The organism is Ochrobactrum sp. MYb379, assembly GCF_037479515.1.
In the GTDB taxonomy this organism is placed as follows: domain Bacteria; phylum Pseudomonadota; class Alphaproteobacteria; order Rhizobiales; family Rhizobiaceae; genus Brucella.
Window position 1 is genome coordinate 569,827 of record NZ_JBBGYW010000002.1, and the last position, 16,930, is coordinate 586,756.

The window sequence follows — 16,930 nt, forward strand, 5'->3', positions numbered from 1 at the left end:
ATCGCCCCCAATTTCTGAACCGAATCGGTTTCATCGAACAACCTTGGGGCGGGCTTATCGATGCTTTCTAAACAATCTCCTTATGCAATTTACATGCCGGCGCTATCTGCAAGCTTTGCGAAGTTCGGTCATAGCTCGCAGCTGAAACGATCCTTTTCATTCACCGAAGCGGATCTCGATTTCCTTAACCCGGCGAGCTCTCTGTTCCACTATCCGTATGCGCTCTATAGCGCGGGTCAAGCTGCGGATACTGAAGGGGCCGCTCTTCAGAAAAGCACGGTTAGTGAGCGGGATCGTAATGGCACAACGATTATCGGAGATAGCGGCGGCTTTCAGATACAGGAAGGCACGATTCGCTTCGAAGGAGATAAAACAACGGAGCGCATGCTACGTTGGTTAGAAGATCATGCTGATTTTTCGATGACGCTTGATTTTCCGACTGGAGGCATCAGCACTGGAAAAATGGCCCCGCATTCGAAGCGCTTGATAAGGGAAGGTTACGACCTAACAGGGCCGTCGAAGAGAAACCGTCTGTCAATCGACTTCAACGCTTGCCTACAACAATCTCTTACCAATCTGAATTATTTCAAAAAGCATAGAAAGTCGGGAGCGACGAACTTACTGAATGTCATTCAAGGTCGAAACGAGCATGAAAGCAAAGTGTGGTACGATGCAGTGAAGGGCTACGACCTTGAAGGCTGGGCTTTCGCAGGGGTACACCAAAGCTCATTCACCATGCTACTAAATCGTTTGATCGACATGAAAAACGATGGATTGCTGGAACGCGCCAAGTGGATACATGTGCTTGGCGTATCGAAGCTTGCAAATGCCTATCTATTTACAGTGCTCTTGCATTGTATCCGTAATATCAATCCGGAAATCGAACTCAGCTTTGATACAGCAGGTCCATTTCGCTCAGCTGCAAATCTTCAATTTTGCACCAGCCATCGCATCGACAAGTATGGGGTGAGCATCCAAACCCAGTCTATTTCCGAGACTGGTTCAGCGAGCGATCACCGCACACTCAATGAGCTCTGTGCAGCAATTGTTCGTCCGACTAACGTGAAGCGGGACTATATGAGCGATCCTGTTTCTAAAGACCATACCGTCGCGCAAACGGCGGTCGGCAATCATGTCAAAGTCAGTGAACTATGCATTAGCTCTAATAAAGCTTCAGCGCTCGATAGTGACAGCTATTCAATCCTGATGAACCACAATGTACAGGCCTACTTGAACGCGTTTGCAGAACTTAATCACGGATTTACTGAAAACCGATTTCAAGACCATGTTCCACCAAGACTCCGCATTGCACGCGAGGTGATCGAGACCGTTTTGCTGGGTAGTGCCAATACGCATTTGATGGTCGATCCGCGTGGCTTGGTCAGAGAGAACGCTTACATTCTCGATTCTTTTGCGCAGGATTGATTCAAGCGTTTCTATCTTCCATCCGTTTTTGTTTTACCGAGTTTGATAATGATATCAAAAAATCACTTTGGATCGTCCATTGACTATGTAGGTGGTCGCTTGTTCTGGCCCGCCGTCTATTTTGTGGCAATTGTATTCAGCAACCTCATGATGGTTTGGCTGCCAATAATTTCTATTTCCGGCATAGGCATCCCTCCCGCAATTTTCGTGTTCGGCTTCGTCTTTGTTTTCCGGGATTACGCGCAGCGTGCAATTGGCCATTATGTGCTAATTTTCATGGCATTTGCCGCCGTGGCGACCTATTGGCTGGCCGGTCCCGCCATTGCCGTGGCTAGCACAACAGCGTTTCTTGTGTCGGAGCTTGCTGATTGGGCGGTGTTTACGATCACCAAGCGCCCATTTGCACAACGCATACTACTGTCATCATTGGTCAGCGTTCCCGTCGATACAGGCGTATTTTTTTATGCACTTGGCATTCTGGACGTACCATCGTTGGTTATGGGCATCGTTATCAAGATGATTGGTACAGGTATTTTCTGGATCTATCTGACGTTTCGTGCGCAGCCAGCAGGACAGGCAGCATGACCATATATGTTGTCGGTCTGGAAGGGCATGAGCAGCGCTATACGGGCGAATGGGCGCACTATTTACCGCAGCAAATCCGTCATGCGCTTAAAAATGAGCAAGTGTGCATAATAGAAGGCGCAGCTAACTGGCAAGAAACGACGCCGGGAGCTTTCTTGAATTTTGCAGCGACGAATATATTCAAGTCGCAGCAAATTGCCGAGATTGCAGGCCTCTTTGAAAGAAGGGCAGTCAAAGCCGGTGATTGCTTTCTATTTACGGACGCATGGCATTACGGAATTACAGCCCTGCGTTATATGAGCGATCTTCTGCAAATTCCTGTCCGATCCGTTGCTCTCTGGCACGCTGCCAGCCATGATCCACATGATTTCCTCGGCCGGATTCCCGACGTTACATGGGCGCGGCATTTCGAGCGGTCGTTGTACGAGGCGATTGATGCGAATGTGTTTGCAACCCAGTTCCATGTCGATCTCTTCAAGAACGTTCACAAGATACAGGATGATAGCCGAATTTTAAGAACTGGCTGGCCGATGGAGTACATGCCGGGAATGCTTGCAACATACGAAAACCGGCTAAAGCGCAAACTCGTCCTCTTTCCGCACCGCATTGCACCGGAAAAACAAGTCGATATTTTCCGCGATCTGGCAACTGAGTTTCCAGACTACGAGTTTCGTGTCTGTCAGGAGCAAAAACTAACCAAGCCGGAATATCATAGATTGCTTGGTGAAGCGGTGGCCGTGTTTTCGGCAAGCTTGCAGGAAACCCTTGGAATCGGCCTCTACGAAGGGCTTGTTTGCGGCGCAATCCCGATTGCTCCCAACCGACTTTCTTATTCGGAAATGTACCCCGAAGATTGTTTGTATCCATCTGAATGGACCAGCAACTGGGACTGTTATTTGCAGCATAAATCGCAATTGGTTGCATTCTTGCGTGTCGCCTTGAATCGCGCAGAAACAGATCAGTGGCAGGTAGACGCGCCCAATATCGCAACGAATATCGGTGACAGGTTTTTTGATGGCGGGAAGCTTTACCATACCCTTAGGGCATGAAGGCATAAATAGAATGTGTGCAAGATGCTGTTTAAGGGAGGAGACGCCCTTCTCAACACGACAGCATTAAGCACACGGTTCCATTTGAGCCCGGATTGTTTCCTAACAGCAATCCGGGTTTTTTCTGTTCCCAAATTAGGTTCTGTGGCAACTATCGGAATTTCCGACCACGAACATCAACAATAGATCGATGTGCAATATGCGCGTTGATCGCATGCTTGAGTTCTAGCAGTTTTATCGCTTGCTCCGTTGGCAGTCCCTCGGCAAATCGTTCTAATCGCCACACGATACCGCAAAGTGTTGCCAGCCCCGGCTCTCGGTGGGTTGCCAGCAAATGCGAATAGTAGCGCGGACTGCGGCCGAGCCAGATTTTTGAGAATTCCATTTGCGACGTTGTATGGCCAGCACGGTGCATGGCTGAGTAAATTTGTACGAGCTTCATTATGACTATCCTATTGAAAATTATATTTAATTCAAAGGAGCCGCTGTGTTAAAATGGTGCTTTATAAATAGCAGGATATTTAAGAAAGGAATTTTCAATGAAAACAGAAATGGAACAACTTCGTGCAGACATGATGACAAAAGGCGCGTTCACTCGTCATGAACGCCGACTGATAAAATATCTAAGCCCGGGAAATGAGGCGCAACGGCAAATGGTGAAAGCGGCTCTTCCCGAAAGGCATGGACTTCGCGCGCGGATGGATTGCTGTGGTGAAGTCAGTCAGTCGCACAATCTCTATTATTGCGGTGTTCCTCTGTGCCCGCGTTGTCATATGCGAGAGCGCACAGCACAAACAGCTAAGGCGATCAAGAAGATATTCGTCGGTGCGAACAATGACGACTTGGCGTTCGCGACCATATTGCTGCCGGTCCAGCTGGATTTCAGCGACATGACGCGGTTGTTGGAAAACGAAAAGCGTCGCCTTCGGACATTTGTTGATCGTCAACGTAAGAAAGATGAGCGCTGGGCAGAGTTTGAATTGCTGGGCTGGTGGGAAATAGACCGCATGAGCTTCGACGATTTTGAACGCAGCGGTCGCAATACTCGCATTGCTCTCGAGGGACTCGACTTTCCTTTGATTGAAACACCGTCCAAAACAATCTGGCGCCCTCATCTCCATGCGATAATTCGCAAGGGAAAGCTGACAACGGAAGAAGTAGCCAGCGCATTACGCAAAGAAACGCATACAGCGAAATATCAGGTGGATATTCAGCCTTTTAGAGACAGCCGCAGTGTGGGTACGAATATTCAGAATATCGTTCGCTATTGCCTGAAATTTCGCATTGAGGCCGACTATAAAAAGCCCGATGCACAAGACTTCATTGAAGCCGATCAAGAGGCATCTATTACACGTAACTGGTGGTCGCCAGAAGATATTCGCGCATACGTAGTTTGGTTATGTGAGGAAAGATCAGGCTTTCAGTCGCTCCGCTTTCGAATTGGCTCCACAGGTGAAAAGCAAGAGAACGAAGAGAAAGTCACATATACTCAAAGGGATATGGATAGGGATTTGTCTGTCTGTGAAGAGCAATATGCCGTTGGTGTTCAATTGGATAATGCTCATGGGATATATGTGGGAAGTGTTGTGTATAATAATATACTACAGGATACTAACTGGACAAAAGACGAGAGTGAAGAATTTTGGAACCAAGAAGCATTTGATGTTGGCCGGTCATCTAAATTTGCCGGAAATGTCATAAGTCTGAAAGAGCGTCTGAATAGCATTGCTCTCGCTCAGCGCGATGGCGTTTCGACCGGCAGTATGAGGCGTTGATAAAAGTTTGTTTGAACAAACTTTTGCGGAGCTGCTTCATTGCTATCGTTACGAAGCAGAGAGGCGTCAAGGAGTGCGAAGAAGGCCATGTAAACACAAGGCTGCACCCGAAGATAAACGCTTGCCGTTGGCGCTCTGTGGTGATCGCTGAAAAGACAAACCCCATGGGATCATACTGATCCCATGGGGTTTGAAAACAGCAAAGTTATCTGCGCTGTTATTCGACTTTGTGTAACTGCTTCTTGCGTTCTGCCGATGCAGCAGCCAGTTGCGTGTCAAGCTCACCGGCGCGAACAGCTTCGATCAAGGTATCGAGGATCGCAGGCAGTGCCTTCAACTCGCTGACCTCGATAGCATTTTTGTCCTTGGCGATTTCAATCGTCTTGCCTGCATAGCGCAGAACGAAAAATGTCTTGCCCATCAGGTCTTCAAACCAGCCCTGACGTACGCGGCGCAGTGCTTCCGTCTGAACCTTCTGCCCTTCCGCATTCGTGCGCCAAACTTTGCGGAAGGTGTGATACTTGCGACCTTCAAGTGTTGCAGCGACCATTAGTTTCTGCTCGGAGAGTGCCGCGATCATTTTTTCTCGTGATCGCAAAACAGGGTCGTTCGTTCGTGCGGGAGCCGCAGTTACAAGCTTAAGCGCCTTGAGATGGGACATTCTGTAATCCTTTCCGAAACCAAGTTGTTTCGTCCCGGATACAGCCGCGTGCCAAAAGGGCGAGCGAAGAATTCGTTTGATGGTCGATACGACACAAGTCGATTTGCTTGGGATCGTCCTTGTCGCATCAAACCTAATAACGGTGGTGCGTACGAATGATTGGTGATTTCTCCAGCATAATTTGCCAGCACTTATGACCTGTGAGTGTTTTATCGCTCTTCATATATTCTGCTCCGGCAGCAAGCATAGGCCCTGTCGGCTCAGACAAGGCCGAATATACAGTGGCGAGAATATCTGCAGTTGTGCAGCCTGGATCCAGCAAAAGAAGGCTCACGGACGCTTCAAGATCGGCGTAAGTTCTGGCGGGAAACGAGCAGTCCTCGTATATCGAAAATGGGCTTTGCGGCTCGTCGGGATCATACATTTGTTTGCTCGTTGCCCTGCTTGCTCAATATGCGTTTCACAGGCCGCATGTTCCACATCGCCAAACAAACGCCTCAAATTCGACTCACATACTATAGTTGATACTCTTAAAGTATGTAAAGTGGCAACGATGAACGCATGGATATGCGCACACTTGTCGGTCGGAACTTTGCTCGTCTTCGTCGGGAGAAAAACCTTACGCAAGAACAAGTTGAGGAGCGTTCCGGCTTTAGCCAACAATATTTGAGTGACTTGGAGCGCGGGCGGCGCAACCCAACGATTGTGACCTTGTATGAACTCGCTCAAGCGCTTGGCGTCAGTCACGTTGATCTTGTCTTACCTGATGATGAGGCAGTACACTTAGGCAAATAAGCGAATTTCGATTAAACGATTAGCTTCATACCCGCGCTTCCATCAAAAATCCGTCGGCATTAACAAGTCTACATGGCTAACGCCGAGAGCTTGCGCTAGCGCATAAACGCTTTCAATGGTCGGGTTTTTGCGTCCTTGTTCAAGGCCGCTAAGGTATTGGACGCTAAACCCTGATTGCAGCGCGATTTGCTTTTGCGTCAGTCCTTTTACCTGCCGAATGCGGGCGAAGTTTCGCCCGACCAATGCTGGCATGTCCATGCGTGTAGGCACCCCCTTTTACCATTTGGCGTGGTCCGGTCTCAGCTTATCTTTAAGGCGTTCAACATTAACTTGCCCATAGTGTTTGTCGATCATGGTAATTGATGTGCGGGTGTTTCTCGCTACGTCATATACTTTGACGCCCTTCGCAATCATTTCAGAGATATAATAGTGGCGTAAAGAGTAAGTAGTGCGTGCGACACCACGATAGTCTTCCTCAAGACCGCATGCTTTCAAAAGTTCGGCAAACCCCTTTTTAAACGAGGCAACGCGAACACCTTTTGCATCAGCGAAGACGGGATCGCTATCTATCGGCGATCTGCCAACTTCGCGTTCAAATAAGTCCCAAAGCATGTGCAGCGATGGGATGATTGTCAGATGTGGCACGACATTCCCATATTTGCTCTTACCTTGAACCTGTAAACGTACGTCCTGCTCCTCCAGAGCTTTTGAGCGAACTTCTTTGAAACCTACAACATGCCCCCAGTTAAGGTTCTTCATTTCGGTTGGGCGAAGCCCTGAACCTGCGGCGATCTCCATGTATGAATGCAGTTTTACCCGGTCTGCAATGACGTGCATATTTTGGCGGGATTTGCTGCTAGGGTCAGGACAAATGCGTGTCAGACTCGTTTCGATGAGGCGCGCATATTCTTCCGGCGTGAAACTGGGACGATTGTTGTCAACAGTTTTCCGCACTTTGATGTCCGTGATTTCAAGCTTGGGCGAATACCCCAACTTCATGGATTGCTCAAACAGTGCGCGTACAATCACCAATTCACCGCGCTGCCTACTGACGCTGGGAACTTCATGCCGTGCGGAACGGCGCAAAAGTCTGCCATTTCGCTCATAGTGAATGTACTGAGTATCCTTGCCGGGGCCCGTTATCCAATAGGTGCGACGCCATTCCTTGTAGCGTTCGATATCTGGTTCTTTGATGGTGTCGATTGGCTTGTCACCAAAGAAACCGACAAGATAACGATTAATAACCGGAGGCCAGTCGCGTGGGTGATATTGGCTTCGCTCACCGCGCTCTGATTCTTGTTTGATGAGTTCGATAAACTCCTCTGCGAATGCAGAAAATGTCTTTACACTCGCTGTAAGCCCGTTCTTCACACGATAGCTTGCTTCGCCCCAAATCTCGTAAGCACGACGCTGCGCTTCATGCTCGTTGTCTGTTTCAAGCGATTTTCGAATCTGCTTGCCGCCCAGCGAAAAGCGGACGTTCCAACTGCGCGAACCGTATCGCTGGAATAGAGTAAATGGTAGTTTAGATTGCTTCATGATACGCCCCCGAGAACATGCGTTACGCTGCTAGCAGGGATGCACTAAAACTGTGCTAACGCCGGATGGGGTCAGCACGGGCTGCATTGAAAGGAAAGAGCAATTTAGGACACTGTGCTAGCACTGTGCTAACATATTTCCATAGTTTGCCAGATCAAAGAGAAGAAAGAAAACTCTTATTTTTGAAGAGCTTAGTGGTGCCCGGAGACGGATTTGAACCGCCGACACGCGGATTTTCAATCCGCTGCTCTACCAACTGAGCTATCCGGGCATCCTGTCAGTGATCTCTCACTTAGTGGCGGTGTTGGTGTCCGCCGGAAGTGGGTGCGTTATAGCATTAAATTTCGCGCTGTCCAGCACCCTATCGCACTTTTTATAAGATTTCTTATAAACGCGCTAAAGCACCGATTTGATTGTGGAAATCACTCATAGAAAAGTATCAGTTGTCGTTTTCTTCTTCTTCCTCAATCGTTTTTCCGGGAATGACATAGCTTCCCGAAAGCCAACGATTGAGATCAATGCTTTTACAACGCGGCGAACAGAACGGATAAGAATCGCGAGCCGACGGCTTGCTGCATTCAGGGCAGGGGCGTGTCGGGCGCAACGGTGTTACGCGCGCGTCCGGTGCTGTTGATATGTCTTTCTTATCACTCATAGAAATCTCAGACCTTGCCGCTTTCCCAGTTTGCATAAACCGGATAGTCACCGTCAGCCAGCAGGCTTACAACTTCCTGAAGCGGCAGTCCCACAACATTGCTGTAAGAGCCAACCAGCTTGACCACGAAGCTGCCAGCAAGCCCCTGAATGGCATAGCCGCCAGCCTTGCCGCGCCATTCGCCAGAGGCGAGATAGGCGTCGATCTGTTTGCGCGTCAGACGTTCAAAACGCAGGCGCGTTTCAACAAGCGTCTGGCGTAGGTTACCATTGGGCAGGATTACGCAGACCCCGGTAAACACCTTATGCGTGCGCCCCGACAGAAGACGCAGGCATTCCCGCGCCTCGTCGGTGATTTCCGCTTTTGGCAGAACGCGACGTCCTACAGCTACAACCGTATCAGCTGCCAGAACAAAAGCATTGGCGAGGTTTTCATCACCCTGCAATTGTGCCTGTGCCGCCTTTGCCTTCTCACGCGCAAGACGACGCGCGAGCGAACGCGGATGTTCCGCGCGCTCAGGCGTTTCGTCAATGTCAGCCGGCTGAATATGATCTGGCTCAATGCCGACTTGCCCCAGAAGCTCAATCCTGCGGGGAGAGCCGGAGGCAAGAACCAGCTTATGTTGCGCGCTCATAGACACCAGTTTTCCTGAAAAGCGAGTTGAGACTTACTTGAAGCGATAGGTAATACGGCCTTTGGTCAGGTCGTAAGGGGTCATTTCAACCAGAACCTTGTCGCCTGCGAGAACGCGGATGCGGTTCTTACGCATACGGCCAGCCGTGTGAGCAATAATTTCGTGGTCGTTTTCGAGCTTTACGCGGAACATTGCGTTTGGCAGCAGTTCCGTAACAACACCTGGAAACTCTAGGACTTCTTCTTTCGGCATACGATACCTATTTCTTTCTACGATAAATTGGCCCAAAACCGGGCCATAGCTTTAAATTTGGCCGGAACCTATATGATTAGACGGCATTTGTGAACAACGGAATTGGATTAGCCTCGGGCGCTGTTAATTTGGGGCCAAACGCTGTGTAATTTGGCGCTTTAAGCGGTCCCTAACATCGCGATAAGCATTCATGATCTGCTCGCGGCTGCCTGTCACAAGCGTTGGGTCAGGTGTGGGCCAATATTCCACATCGACTGAAAAGCCACGCATTTTTTCAAGCACCGTGTGATGTGCAAGCGGGGTCAGTGTAATGATCAGGTCGAAATAACCATCTGCCAGTTCTTCAAGCCCGCGTGGCTGACGATCATCCAGTGACAGACCTTCTTCAACAAGCACCGCATCGACAAAGGGATCACGTTCCCCGCGCTGCACACCTGCGGAAGCAATGAACATATTGGACGGCAACAGTTTTCTGGCAAGAAGTTCAGCAATCGGCGAGCGGATCGCGTTTTTTCCGCAGACAAAAAGCACTGAAGTTGGTCGTTTGGCGGCCTCAATCTCTTCCGGTGCTGTAATCATGTCCTCAATCGGCATCAAGGATCAGCCCCGCCAGTGCAGCACGCAGACGAGCGTGAAAAGCCGCCGTGCGGTTGTGAAGTCGACTTCGATTTTGCCGTTCAAGCGGGTTTGCAGAACTTGCGATCCTTCATTGTGCAGACCGCGCCGTCCCATATCGATGGCTTCAATCTTGCTGGGGCTGGCGGAACGGATCGCTTCATAATAGCTTTCGCAGACCATGAAATAATCTCGCACTACACGGCGAAGCGGAGTGAGCGATAGAATGTGAGTCGCGACAGTGTCGCCGCTTTCGCGCATGATCAAAAAAATCAGACGTGATTCCATCAGCGACAGTTTGAGCTTGTAGGGTCCGCCTAAATCGTCGCCGACTGGGCAGAATGCGTTTTCTTCAACCAGATCAAAAATCGCGACCGCGCGTTCATGCTCGACATCAGGCGTCGAGCGGCCGATGGACTCATCCAGCTCGATGTCGATCAATCGGGCATTAGGAACGCCAGCGGTCATGATCCCTCATAGATTAAGCCGTATGGCGACGGATTGTGCGTGAGCATCAAGGCCTTCGGCACGGGCGATTTCGATGGCTGCTGGCCCGAGTGCGCGCAGCTGATCGGGGCCGAGTTTTAGAAGCGAGGTGCGCTTCATATAATCCAGAACCGACAGACCAGACGAGAACCGTGCCGAACGTGCGGTTGGCAGAACGTGGTTACATCCGCCGACATAATCGCCGATCACTTCTGGCGTATAAGCGCCGATAAAGATTGAACCGGCATTGCGGATTTTTGGCAAAAGCGTTTCGGGGTCAGCGGTGGCGATCTCCAAATGCTCGGCAGCAATCCGGTTGGCTAGTGGAATGGCCGCTTCAAAATCATCAACCAGAATGACCGCACCAAAATCGCGCCAGCTAGCGGCGGCTGTTTCAGCGCGCGGCAAAGTTTTGAGCTGACGTTCGACGGCTTCTTCGACAGCCTTTGCGAAAGGCTCATCATTGGTCATCAGGATAGATTGCGCAGCCGTGTCATGTTCAGCCTGCGCCAGAATGTCAGCAGCCAGCCAGTCTGGATTGTTATCCTTGTCGGCAATCACCAGAACTTCCGATGGTCCGGCAATCATGTCGATGCCGACAGTGCCAAATACGATGCGCTTGGCTGCGGCCACGAATGCGTTGCCGGGGCCAACGATCTTTGCAACCGGGGCGATGGTCTCTGTGCCATAGGCGAGTGCCGCAACAGCCTGCGCACCACCAACACGATAGATTTCCGAAACACCGGCAAGACGCGCTGCCACCAGGACCAGCGGATTGAGCTTACCATCAGGCGAGGGGACGACCATCACGATGCGCTCGCAACCTGCAACCTTTGCAGGCACGGCATTCATTAGAACCGAGCTTGGATAGCTTGCTGTGCCGCCCGGAACATAAAGGCCGACCGCTTCAATTGCAGTCCAGCGTGAACCGAGTTCAACGCCAAGCGCATCGGTATAGCGGTCATCTTTCGGTAGCTGACGCGCATGGTGCTTTTCAATGCGCTCATGCGCAAGCTTCAATGCTTCGATGGTCGAGGCAGGGGCTTCGTCAAAAGCCGCATCGACTTCAGCTTCCGTTATACGAATGCCGGTTTTGTTCAGATCAATGCGGTCGAAACGAAGCGAATATTCGATCAGCGCAGCATCGCCTTCGCGGCGCACACGATCAACGATTTCGCGCGCAGCACGATCAACATCTTCAGAAACCTCGCGCTTGCCTGTGAGGAAAGCTGCAAATTGCTGTTCAAAATCGGGATCGTTTTGTCTGAGCGTCGTGGCCACGCTGGTATTCCTTTAATTTTTATTCTGGGCAAAGCCCTTAAGTCAAAGCGGCAATCAGGCTTCGTGTTTTGGCACCGAAGCGGTTTCCCATGCGGGGCCAAGATCTGTCAGCTGCGCTTCAATGCATTCTACATCGAGACGGATAGCGGCATTTGCCGAGAATGTCAGTTCCAAAGTTCCGGCTGGTGCTTCACTGGCGATAAAACGGATAGCCAGCAGCGAAAGAACCTCTTCCGACTTCTGCCGGTCGATACCGCTGCCTTTGACCGCCGTGACACGGTTAAAATGCAAAGCGGTGCGGCGACGCTGATATTGCGGCTTGCGGAACAGCTTTGGCTTGGCTTCTTCCCACGCAAAACGGTTCAGCGTGAGTACAAAGCGCTTATCCGCCGCCAGATATTGCAGGTCTGATACTTTCAGAACCGCATCCTGAAGATGGGCGGACAGGACCTGCAAATCTTCCTCATCCAGCGCCACAAGCTTCAACATTTCCATATCTGGTATCATTCCCTGCTATTCTCAAATGATGTTGGAAGCAACTTTACATGTAGCCACAAAAAAATCGACAGACTTTTCAGCCTGTTGATTAATAAGCTAAAGCATGTCGCGGAAAAGTGGGAACCGGTTTTCCGATAACGACATGCGTAAAAACAAAAAGATAAAGCGTGTCGATTGAATACGATAAATTGCGACACGCTTTAGGAATAAAAGAAAAGCCGGAATGCTGTTAGCAAATCCGGCTTTTGAATTTTTATCCGCTGATACGTTCGACGTTGGCACCGCAACGCGAAAGCTTTTCTTCCAGACGTTCAAAGCCGCGATCAAGATGATAAACGCGGTTGACAATGGTTTCGCCTTCGGCTGCAAGGCCAGCGATAACCAGCGAAACCGAAGCGCGCAGATCTGTTGCCATAACCTGTGCACCCTTGAGGCGCTCGACGCCTTCAACGGTAGCAGTCTGGCCCGACAGCGAAATCTTGGCGCCAAGACGTGCCAGTTCCTGCACATGCATGAAGCGGTTTTCGAAAATCGTTTCAGTAATATGCGATGTACCCTTGGCCATCGTCATCAGGCCCATAAACTGTGCCTGAAGATCGGTTGGGAAGCCGGGGAATGGATCAGTCGTCACATCAACTGGATGAATACCATGGCCGTTGCGCACAACGCGAAGACCGCTATTGGTTTCGGTGATTTCCGCACCGGCCTTGCGAAGGACATCAAGCGCGGCAGTCAATTGGCTTGCTTCAGCACCTTCGAGCACAACATCACCGCCGGTCATCGCGACAACCATGGCATAGGTGCCGGTTTCGATGCGGTCAGGAATGACGCGAACGCGTGCGCCTGACAGGCTGGTTACGCCTTGAATGTGGATTGTCTCGGTGCCAGCACCTGTGATTTTTGCACCCATTGCGTTCAGGCAGTCGGCAAGATTGACGACTTCTGGTTCGCGTGCAGGGTTTTCGATAATGGTTTCGCCCTTGGCAAGCACCGCTGCCATCAGCATGACATGGGTTGCGCCAACCGAAACCTTCGGGAAGCGATAACGTGCGCCAACAAGACCGCCTTTTGGTGCGCGTGCTTTGGCATAGCCGTTTTCAATGTCGATCTGTGCACCCAGCGCCTGAAGGCACTCAAGCAGCAAATCAACCGGGCGCGTACCAATCGCGCAACCACCTGGCAGCGATACAGTTGCTTCGCCCATACGCGCCAGAAGTGGTCCGATAACCCAGAAGCTCGCACGCATCTTGGAAACCAGTTCATAAGGAGCAACGGTATCTACAATCGTGCGGGCCGTAAAATGGATGGTGCGCGAATAAGAACCGTCCTGATGTTCACGGCGGCCATTAACTGAATAATCAACGCCGTGATTGCCCAAAATGCGGATCAATTGCTCGACATCGGCGAGATGCGGTACGTTCTCAAGCGTCAGCGTATCGTCGGTGAGAAGCGAAGCAATCATCAGCGGCAGAGCGGCATTTTTTGCGCCAGAAATAGGAATGACGCCATTAAGCTTATTGCCGCCGACGATTTTGATGCGATCCATGCTGTTTCACCTTCTGGGCCGAAGCCGTTGCCCGGTAATCGATATTTGCAAATTCTGCGGTCTTGGGACTCGCAGTATTGCAATATGAAATTGACTGATCCTGCGGCGAAATTACGTCGATCACGAATCATAGTCGTGCGGTGACGCCAGCAAGAGATTAATTGCGCTTTTATAACAGCTCTTCCCTATCTTCAAGGAAGGCTTCACAACATACTTATTCGCTAAAAAGGCAGTTTTTAAAATCGTAGCAGCTGATCAAAGGCAACGGATTTCAATCCTGATCCTGTTTGCCGGCTGTAATGCCGTCGTTGCGTTCGTCTGCATCGCCCGCACGTCGTGAACGTGATTGCACTTTGCGGCGCATCAGATTCGCCCGTAGCTGCTCTGCACGCCGTTTTTCACGCGGGTCAGGCTGGTTCTGTTTGTTGTTTTCGATGTCTTTTTCGCTCATCAGATCTGTGTACTATGGTGTATCGCCTGCGGAAAGTGGGTTTTATAGCGACGTGAGGGTGATTTCCACATTATGTCAAAATAATTGCATTTGGTTGCTTGCGATTTGCGTAATGATGTGTCAGAAGTCCGCCGCGTTCAAGAGAATGCTGCGGTAGCTCAGTGGTAGAGCACTCCATTGGTAATGGAGAGGTCGAGAGTTCAATCCTCTCTCGCAGCACCAGTCCTTCAATGAATTGCTCTAACTCTCATAAAATATCAGTCGTAATGTAGCCTCCTCCATAGATATGGAGTGGTGCGTTGATCTGCATTGTTCTCGCTATAATGCGGGACGCTACTGGTCTGGAATTTAGACAATATATCTTAATGTTATAATCGCGATTGAAACTGTAATTGCTCCGCCAATGCGCGTTGTTATTTGTGCGAAAGGCATCAAAGCCACACGGTTGGCAGCGGTCAAAATTGCAATGTCACCAGTCCCACCTTGTCCACTGTGGCACCCGGTCACAATCGCGGTGTCGATTGGGTAAAGTTTAACAAACCGGGCAACGAAGAAACCTGTCGTGATCAGAGAGAAAACCGTTGCGAAGACTGTCACGACAGTGGGTAAGTTAAATACCGCAATAAATTTCGCCCAAGGCGTATAAGCCACTCCCATTGCAAACAGTAGCGGCCATGTCACAATAGTTGAGAAAAACTTGTAGACATGATGACATCCGCTTTCGATACGCGGCTCGAATAGTTTGCCAACTTTGGCTGCAACAGCCAAGAATAGCATGCATATCGGCGCCGGAAAGTCTGTTAAGTCCTGAACATAGACGCCTAGCAAATATAGGCTGACAATCGTAACGCCTGCTGCTGCAATATCTGTGATTGCGATAGCTTCGAAGGCTTTGTCAGTTGAGGATGCTGTGTTTTCGTCGTCTGGCTGTAGTCGCCCTTCGCCGGTGAGATGCGGATAGTGCTTTCCCAGCAAATTGAGCAGTCCACATAGGAAAACGGCTGTAAAACTGCCGAGCATAACAACCGGTATAATCTGAGCGAACAGAACATCTTGCGGCTGATGAAGAATGAGCGAATATCCCATAGAGAGTGGAATTGCGCCTTCTCCTAATCCTCCAGCCATAATGGGCACCACGATGAAGAAGAGACTATGGATGGCCGTTAGTCCCATTGCTACGCCCACAAGAGTTCCCGTGATCAACGCAACAATTGATCCTGCGGCAAGAGGCACAAAAATTCGGAAAAAGCCGTTTATCAGAACGCGGCGGTCCATACTCACTATGCTGCCGACGATGATGGCTGCAATGTAGAGATAGAGAAAGTTGGATTGTTTGCTGAAGGTTGTCACGGATGTCGCAACCGATGCTGGAATAATGCCATAGAAGACGGCAGCCGACGGCACTACGAATGCCATAATTGCAGCTCCACCCATCAGCCCCAGTATTCGAAAGCGCTTACCGAGCTCCATAAAAAGAAAGCCACCCACAGACAGAATGCCGATAGACATCGTCAAATCTGAGGGCACCTTGCCAATCAATACGAAGCCAACGATCAGCAGCGTTATGAGTAAATATATTGGAAGCGGCACGACGCCTATACGCATGCTCTGCACTGACAAGAAGGCTTTACGCCAGCTAGTTTCATTGGTTTTGCATGTCGTCTCGTCATTAAGAGCCATAAAATTTCCTTAATAATATTTTCTTAAGTATCGTTATTTTCGTTATTAAAATTCGCTATTTATTAAAACTTAACAAAAATATATTTTGAAATATTAAATCATGTTTGATGTGTATTGGTAAACAAACAAATGTAAACTATAAAATGTTATTTAGTCCAGTATCCAATTTATTGTGGGTTATTTTTACAATCGGAAGGATATTTTTTTCTTGATAATTTTATTGGAAATATAAATACCCCAGAAGAATTTTAGACGATTGCTGCTCTTGCGTACGAGGCGAATGGTTTCTCTTTTAGCAAGTGCGCGTAAACCAATTTTTCGGCGCTTGGACCGCGGTTCTTTTTGGCGCTCGATCTCAATTTCACTGGTTAAATAGGGGGCATTCGCCGTGCTGAATCGTGTAAGAATGACGTCTTGAATAGCGATTGCGGGTTGAAGTTGCCATAGCGAGAATTGAGCCACGCTGGGATCAAAAAGATAATCGTCGATTGGTGTCGAACCCGGTATATATTGATCCAGCATTTTTCGAGCGGCTGATTTGCTTATTACATAAGCTCCAGACCCCCAATGCTTGTAATATAGCTGGCCCAATTCACGATTGTTTTTGGTTGTTATTGTTCGCGTCGATATGAGTGTAGGTTCATCAACGGTCTCTAGCTTAATAATTTCGGCCCCTCTGGGGATCCAGTCTGTAGAGTTGATGAAATCACCCGCATCATTGGATAGGTGCAAGTCGTCTTCCATAACAATAGCGTAGTCATCGGCGGATGCTATTATCTGCCGGTAAATAGCTAGATGCGATTCAGAGCAAGCGATCTCACCAGTAGTGAGTGGCTTGCCTTGAGTGCGTTTGCTTCTGTAAAGGGCGATTTCATCTTTTGTAAAATGCGCGCCATCAGTAGCAGGGTGACGAATGAAGTTTGCCGAATAAGATTGTAACAACTCAGATATGCGATGCATTCGTTCTGGTGCGCGGTCAAGATTAATAATATAGCACTGCATA

General features: G+C 49.6%; 21 protein-coding genes and 2 tRNA genes. 6 read left to right on the top strand and 17 right to left on the bottom strand.

Annotated features, from left to right (window positions below; all coding sequences use genetic code 11):
* The first annotated feature begins 60 nt into the window (after positions 1-60).
* From WH356_RS06760 to WH356_RS06770, 3 genes are read left to right on the top strand one after another with little or no spacing between them, the layout of a single operon-like run.
* Positions 61-1,425 (top strand): hypothetical protein, encoded by a 1,365-nt coding sequence (locus WH356_RS06760; RefSeq protein ID WP_339509413.1) that lies wholly within the window; start codon positions 61-63, stop codon positions 1,423-1,425.
* A 48-nt stretch (positions 1,426-1,473) separates the two neighbouring features.
* On the top strand, positions 1,474-2,010 hold the full coding sequence (locus tag WH356_RS06765) for a hypothetical protein (protein ID WP_339509414.1): 537 nt from the start codon (positions 1,474-1,476) through the stop codon (positions 2,008-2,010).
* The gene (locus WH356_RS06770; protein ID WP_339509415.1) at positions 2,007-3,059 is read left to right on the top strand and encodes a hypothetical protein; all 1,053 of its coding nucleotides are present in this window, start codon (positions 2,007-2,009) and stop codon (positions 3,057-3,059) included. The genes WH356_RS06765 and WH356_RS06770 overlap by 4 nt, the downstream gene beginning before the upstream one ends.
* Before the next feature lie 151 nt (positions 3,060-3,210).
* Here WH356_RS06770 and WH356_RS06775 read toward each other — a convergent pair whose 3' ends face one another.
* Positions 3,211-3,501, bottom strand: a complete 291-nt coding sequence (locus tag WH356_RS06775; RefSeq protein WP_339509416.1) for a DUF6626 family protein — start codon at positions 3,499-3,501, stop codon at positions 3,211-3,213.
* Between the two features lie 97 nt (positions 3,502-3,598).
* Between WH356_RS06775 and WH356_RS06780 the strand changes: the two genes are divergently transcribed.
* Positions 3,599-4,834: a hypothetical protein gene (locus tag WH356_RS06780; protein WP_339509417.1), complete on the top strand. Its 1,236-nt coding sequence runs from the start codon at positions 3,599-3,601 to the stop codon at positions 4,832-4,834.
* Between the two features lie 217 nt (positions 4,835-5,051).
* Here the strand turns inward: WH356_RS06780 and WH356_RS06785 are convergent, their stop codons facing one another.
* Together WH356_RS06785 and WH356_RS06790 are read right to left on the bottom strand one after the other, a co-directional pair.
* On the bottom strand, positions 5,052-5,495 hold the full coding sequence (locus WH356_RS06785) for a DUF6641 family protein (protein WP_339509418.1): 444 nt from the start codon (positions 5,493-5,495) through the stop codon (positions 5,052-5,054).
* A 133-nt stretch (positions 5,496-5,628) separates the two neighbouring features.
* Positions 5,629-5,919 (bottom strand): hypothetical protein, encoded by a 291-nt coding sequence (locus tag WH356_RS06790; protein WP_339509419.1) that lies wholly within the window; start codon positions 5,917-5,919, stop codon positions 5,629-5,631.
* A 137-nt stretch (positions 5,920-6,056) separates the two neighbouring features.
* Here WH356_RS06790 and WH356_RS06795 point away from each other — a divergent pair, with 137 nt between their 5' ends.
* Positions 6,057-6,290 (top strand): helix-turn-helix domain-containing protein, encoded by a 234-nt coding sequence (locus WH356_RS06795; protein ID WP_339509420.1) that lies wholly within the window; start codon positions 6,057-6,059, stop codon positions 6,288-6,290.
* Positions 6,291-6,332: 42 nt separating this feature from the next.
* On the opposite strand, the gene WH356_RS06800 is transcribed toward WH356_RS06795, so the two are convergent.
* The 12 genes from WH356_RS06800 to WH356_RS06855 all read right to left on the bottom strand — a co-directional run bounded on the left by WH356_RS06800 (position 6,333) and on the right by WH356_RS06855 (position 14,247).
* The gene (locus WH356_RS06800; RefSeq protein ID WP_339509421.1) at positions 6,333-6,548 is read right to left on the bottom strand and encodes a helix-turn-helix domain-containing protein; all 216 of its coding nucleotides are present in this window, start codon (positions 6,546-6,548) and stop codon (positions 6,333-6,335) included.
* An 18-nt stretch (positions 6,549-6,566) separates the two neighbouring features.
* The gene (locus tag WH356_RS06805; protein ID WP_339509422.1) at positions 6,567-7,829 is read right to left on the bottom strand and encodes a tyrosine-type recombinase/integrase; all 1,263 of its coding nucleotides are present in this window, start codon (positions 7,827-7,829) and stop codon (positions 6,567-6,569) included.
* Positions 7,830-8,024: 195 nt separating this feature from the next.
* Positions 8,025-8,100 (bottom strand) — tRNA-Phe (locus tag WH356_RS06810).
* Positions 8,101-8,268: 168 nt separating this feature from the next.
* Positions 8,269-8,484, bottom strand: coding sequence for a DNA gyrase inhibitor YacG (gene yacG, locus WH356_RS06815; RefSeq protein ID WP_339509423.1), 216 nt, complete (start codon positions 8,482-8,484; stop codon positions 8,269-8,271).
* A 7-nt stretch (positions 8,485-8,491) separates the two neighbouring features.
* The gene (locus WH356_RS06820) at positions 8,492-9,118 is read right to left on the bottom strand and encodes a Maf-like protein (protein WP_339509424.1); all 627 of its coding nucleotides are present in this window, start codon (positions 9,116-9,118) and stop codon (positions 8,492-8,494) included.
* A 33-nt stretch (positions 9,119-9,151) separates the two neighbouring features.
* Positions 9,152-9,370, bottom strand: a complete 219-nt coding sequence (gene infA, locus WH356_RS06825) for a translation initiation factor IF-1 (RefSeq protein WP_007873428.1) — start codon at positions 9,368-9,370, stop codon at positions 9,152-9,154.
* A 123-nt stretch (positions 9,371-9,493) separates the two neighbouring features.
* Positions 9,494-9,964, bottom strand: a complete 471-nt coding sequence (locus WH356_RS06830) for an arsenate-mycothiol transferase ArsC (RefSeq protein ID WP_339509526.1) — start codon at positions 9,962-9,964, stop codon at positions 9,494-9,496.
* Positions 9,965-9,970: 6 nt separating this feature from the next.
* Positions 9,971-10,453 carry a UPF0262 family protein gene (locus WH356_RS06835; RefSeq protein WP_339509425.1) on the bottom strand — a complete coding sequence of 161 codons (483 nt, stop codon included), beginning with the start codon at positions 10,451-10,453 and terminating at the stop codon, positions 9,971-9,973.
* A 6-nt stretch (positions 10,454-10,459) separates the two neighbouring features.
* Complete coding sequence (gene hisD, locus WH356_RS06840) at positions 10,460-11,752, bottom strand: histidinol dehydrogenase (RefSeq protein ID WP_339509426.1); 1,293 nt, start codon at positions 11,750-11,752, stop codon at positions 10,460-10,462.
* 54 nt (positions 11,753-11,806) lie between these two features.
* The gene (locus tag WH356_RS06845; protein WP_339509427.1) at positions 11,807-12,247 is read right to left on the bottom strand and encodes a DUF2948 family protein; all 441 of its coding nucleotides are present in this window, start codon (positions 12,245-12,247) and stop codon (positions 11,807-11,809) included.
* 256 nt (positions 12,248-12,503) lie between these two features.
* On the bottom strand, positions 12,504-13,796 hold the full coding sequence (gene murA / locus WH356_RS06850; protein ID WP_250039032.1) for a UDP-N-acetylglucosamine 1-carboxyvinyltransferase: 1,293 nt from the start codon (positions 13,794-13,796) through the stop codon (positions 12,504-12,506).
* A 271-nt stretch (positions 13,797-14,067) separates the two neighbouring features.
* On the bottom strand, positions 14,068-14,247 hold the full coding sequence (locus tag WH356_RS06855) for a hypothetical protein (protein ID WP_339509428.1): 180 nt from the start codon (positions 14,245-14,247) through the stop codon (positions 14,068-14,070).
* 147 nt (positions 14,248-14,394) lie between these two features.
* Here WH356_RS06855 and WH356_RS06860 point away from each other — a divergent pair.
* Positions 14,395-14,469, top strand: a tRNA-Thr gene (locus WH356_RS06860).
* Positions 14,470-14,595: 126 nt separating this feature from the next.
* Here WH356_RS06860 and WH356_RS06865 read toward each other — a convergent pair.
* Both WH356_RS06865 and WH356_RS06870 read right to left on the bottom strand, forming a co-directional pair.
* Positions 14,596-15,927 carry a 2-hydroxycarboxylate transporter family protein gene (locus WH356_RS06865; RefSeq protein ID WP_339509429.1) on the bottom strand — a complete coding sequence of 444 codons (1,332 nt, stop codon included), beginning with the start codon at positions 15,925-15,927 and terminating at the stop codon, positions 14,596-14,598.
* A gap of 183 nt (positions 15,928-16,110) precedes the next feature.
* Positions 16,111-16,929 carry a glycosyltransferase family 25 protein gene (locus WH356_RS06870; RefSeq protein ID WP_339509430.1) on the bottom strand — a complete coding sequence of 273 codons (819 nt, stop codon included), beginning with the start codon at positions 16,927-16,929 and terminating at the stop codon, positions 16,111-16,113.
* Position 16,930: the final 1 nt, after the last annotated feature.

Excerpts from the sequence above, each read along its gene's own strand:
- WH356_RS06760 (WP_339509413.1), top strand. The coding sequence starts at position 61 with ATGCTTTCTAAACAATCTCCTTATGCAATTTACATGCCGGCGCTATCT.
- WH356_RS06765 (WP_339509414.1), top strand. The coding sequence starts at position 1,474 with ATGATATCAAAAAATCACTTTGGATCGTCCATTGACTATGTAGGTGGT.
- WH356_RS06770 (WP_339509415.1), top strand. The coding sequence starts at position 2,007 with ATGACCATATATGTTGTCGGTCTGGAAGGGCATGAGCAGCGCTATACG.
- WH356_RS06775 (WP_339509416.1), bottom strand. The coding sequence starts at position 3,501 with ATGAAGCTCGTACAAATTTACTCAGCCATGCACCGTGCTGGCCATACA.
- WH356_RS06780 (WP_339509417.1), top strand. The coding sequence starts at position 3,599 with ATGAAAACAGAAATGGAACAACTTCGTGCAGACATGATGACAAAAGGC.
- WH356_RS06785 (WP_339509418.1), bottom strand. The coding sequence starts at position 5,495 with ATGTCCCATCTCAAGGCGCTTAAGCTTGTAACTGCGGCTCCCGCACGA.
- WH356_RS06790 (WP_339509419.1), bottom strand. The coding sequence starts at position 5,919 with ATGTATGATCCCGACGAGCCGCAAAGCCCATTTTCGATATACGAGGAC.
- WH356_RS06795 (WP_339509420.1), top strand. The coding sequence starts at position 6,057 with ATGGATATGCGCACACTTGTCGGTCGGAACTTTGCTCGTCTTCGTCGG.
- WH356_RS06800 (WP_339509421.1), bottom strand. The coding sequence starts at position 6,548 with ATGGACATGCCAGCATTGGTCGGGCGAAACTTCGCCCGCATTCGGCAG.
- WH356_RS06805 (WP_339509422.1), bottom strand. The coding sequence starts at position 7,829 with ATGAAGCAATCTAAACTACCATTTACTCTATTCCAGCGATACGGTTCG.
- yacG (WP_339509423.1), bottom strand. The coding sequence starts at position 8,484 with ATGAGTGATAAGAAAGACATATCAACAGCACCGGACGCGCGCGTAACA.
- WH356_RS06820 (WP_339509424.1), bottom strand. The coding sequence starts at position 9,118 with ATGAGCGCGCAACATAAGCTGGTTCTTGCCTCCGGCTCTCCCCGCAGG.
- infA (WP_007873428.1), bottom strand. The coding sequence starts at position 9,370 with ATGCCGAAAGAAGAAGTCCTAGAGTTTCCAGGTGTTGTTACGGAACTG.
- WH356_RS06830 (WP_339509526.1), bottom strand. The coding sequence starts at position 9,964 with ATGCCGATTGAGGACATGATTACAGCACCGGAAGAGATTGAGGCCGCC.
- WH356_RS06835 (WP_339509425.1), bottom strand. The coding sequence starts at position 10,453 with ATGACCGCTGGCGTTCCTAATGCCCGATTGATCGACATCGAGCTGGAT.
- WH356_RS06845 (WP_339509427.1), bottom strand. The coding sequence starts at position 12,247 with ATGGAAATGTTGAAGCTTGTGGCGCTGGATGAGGAAGATTTGCAGGTC.
- murA (WP_250039032.1), bottom strand. The coding sequence starts at position 13,796 with ATGGATCGCATCAAAATCGTCGGCGGCAATAAGCTTAATGGCGTCATT.
- WH356_RS06855 (WP_339509428.1), bottom strand. The coding sequence starts at position 14,247 with ATGAGCGAAAAAGACATCGAAAACAACAAACAGAACCAGCCTGACCCG.
- WH356_RS06865 (WP_339509429.1), bottom strand. The coding sequence starts at position 15,927 with ATGGCTCTTAATGACGAGACGACATGCAAAACCAATGAAACTAGCTGG.
- WH356_RS06870 (WP_339509430.1), bottom strand. The coding sequence starts at position 16,929 with ATGCAGTGCTATATTATTAATCTTGACCGCGCACCAGAACGAATGCAT.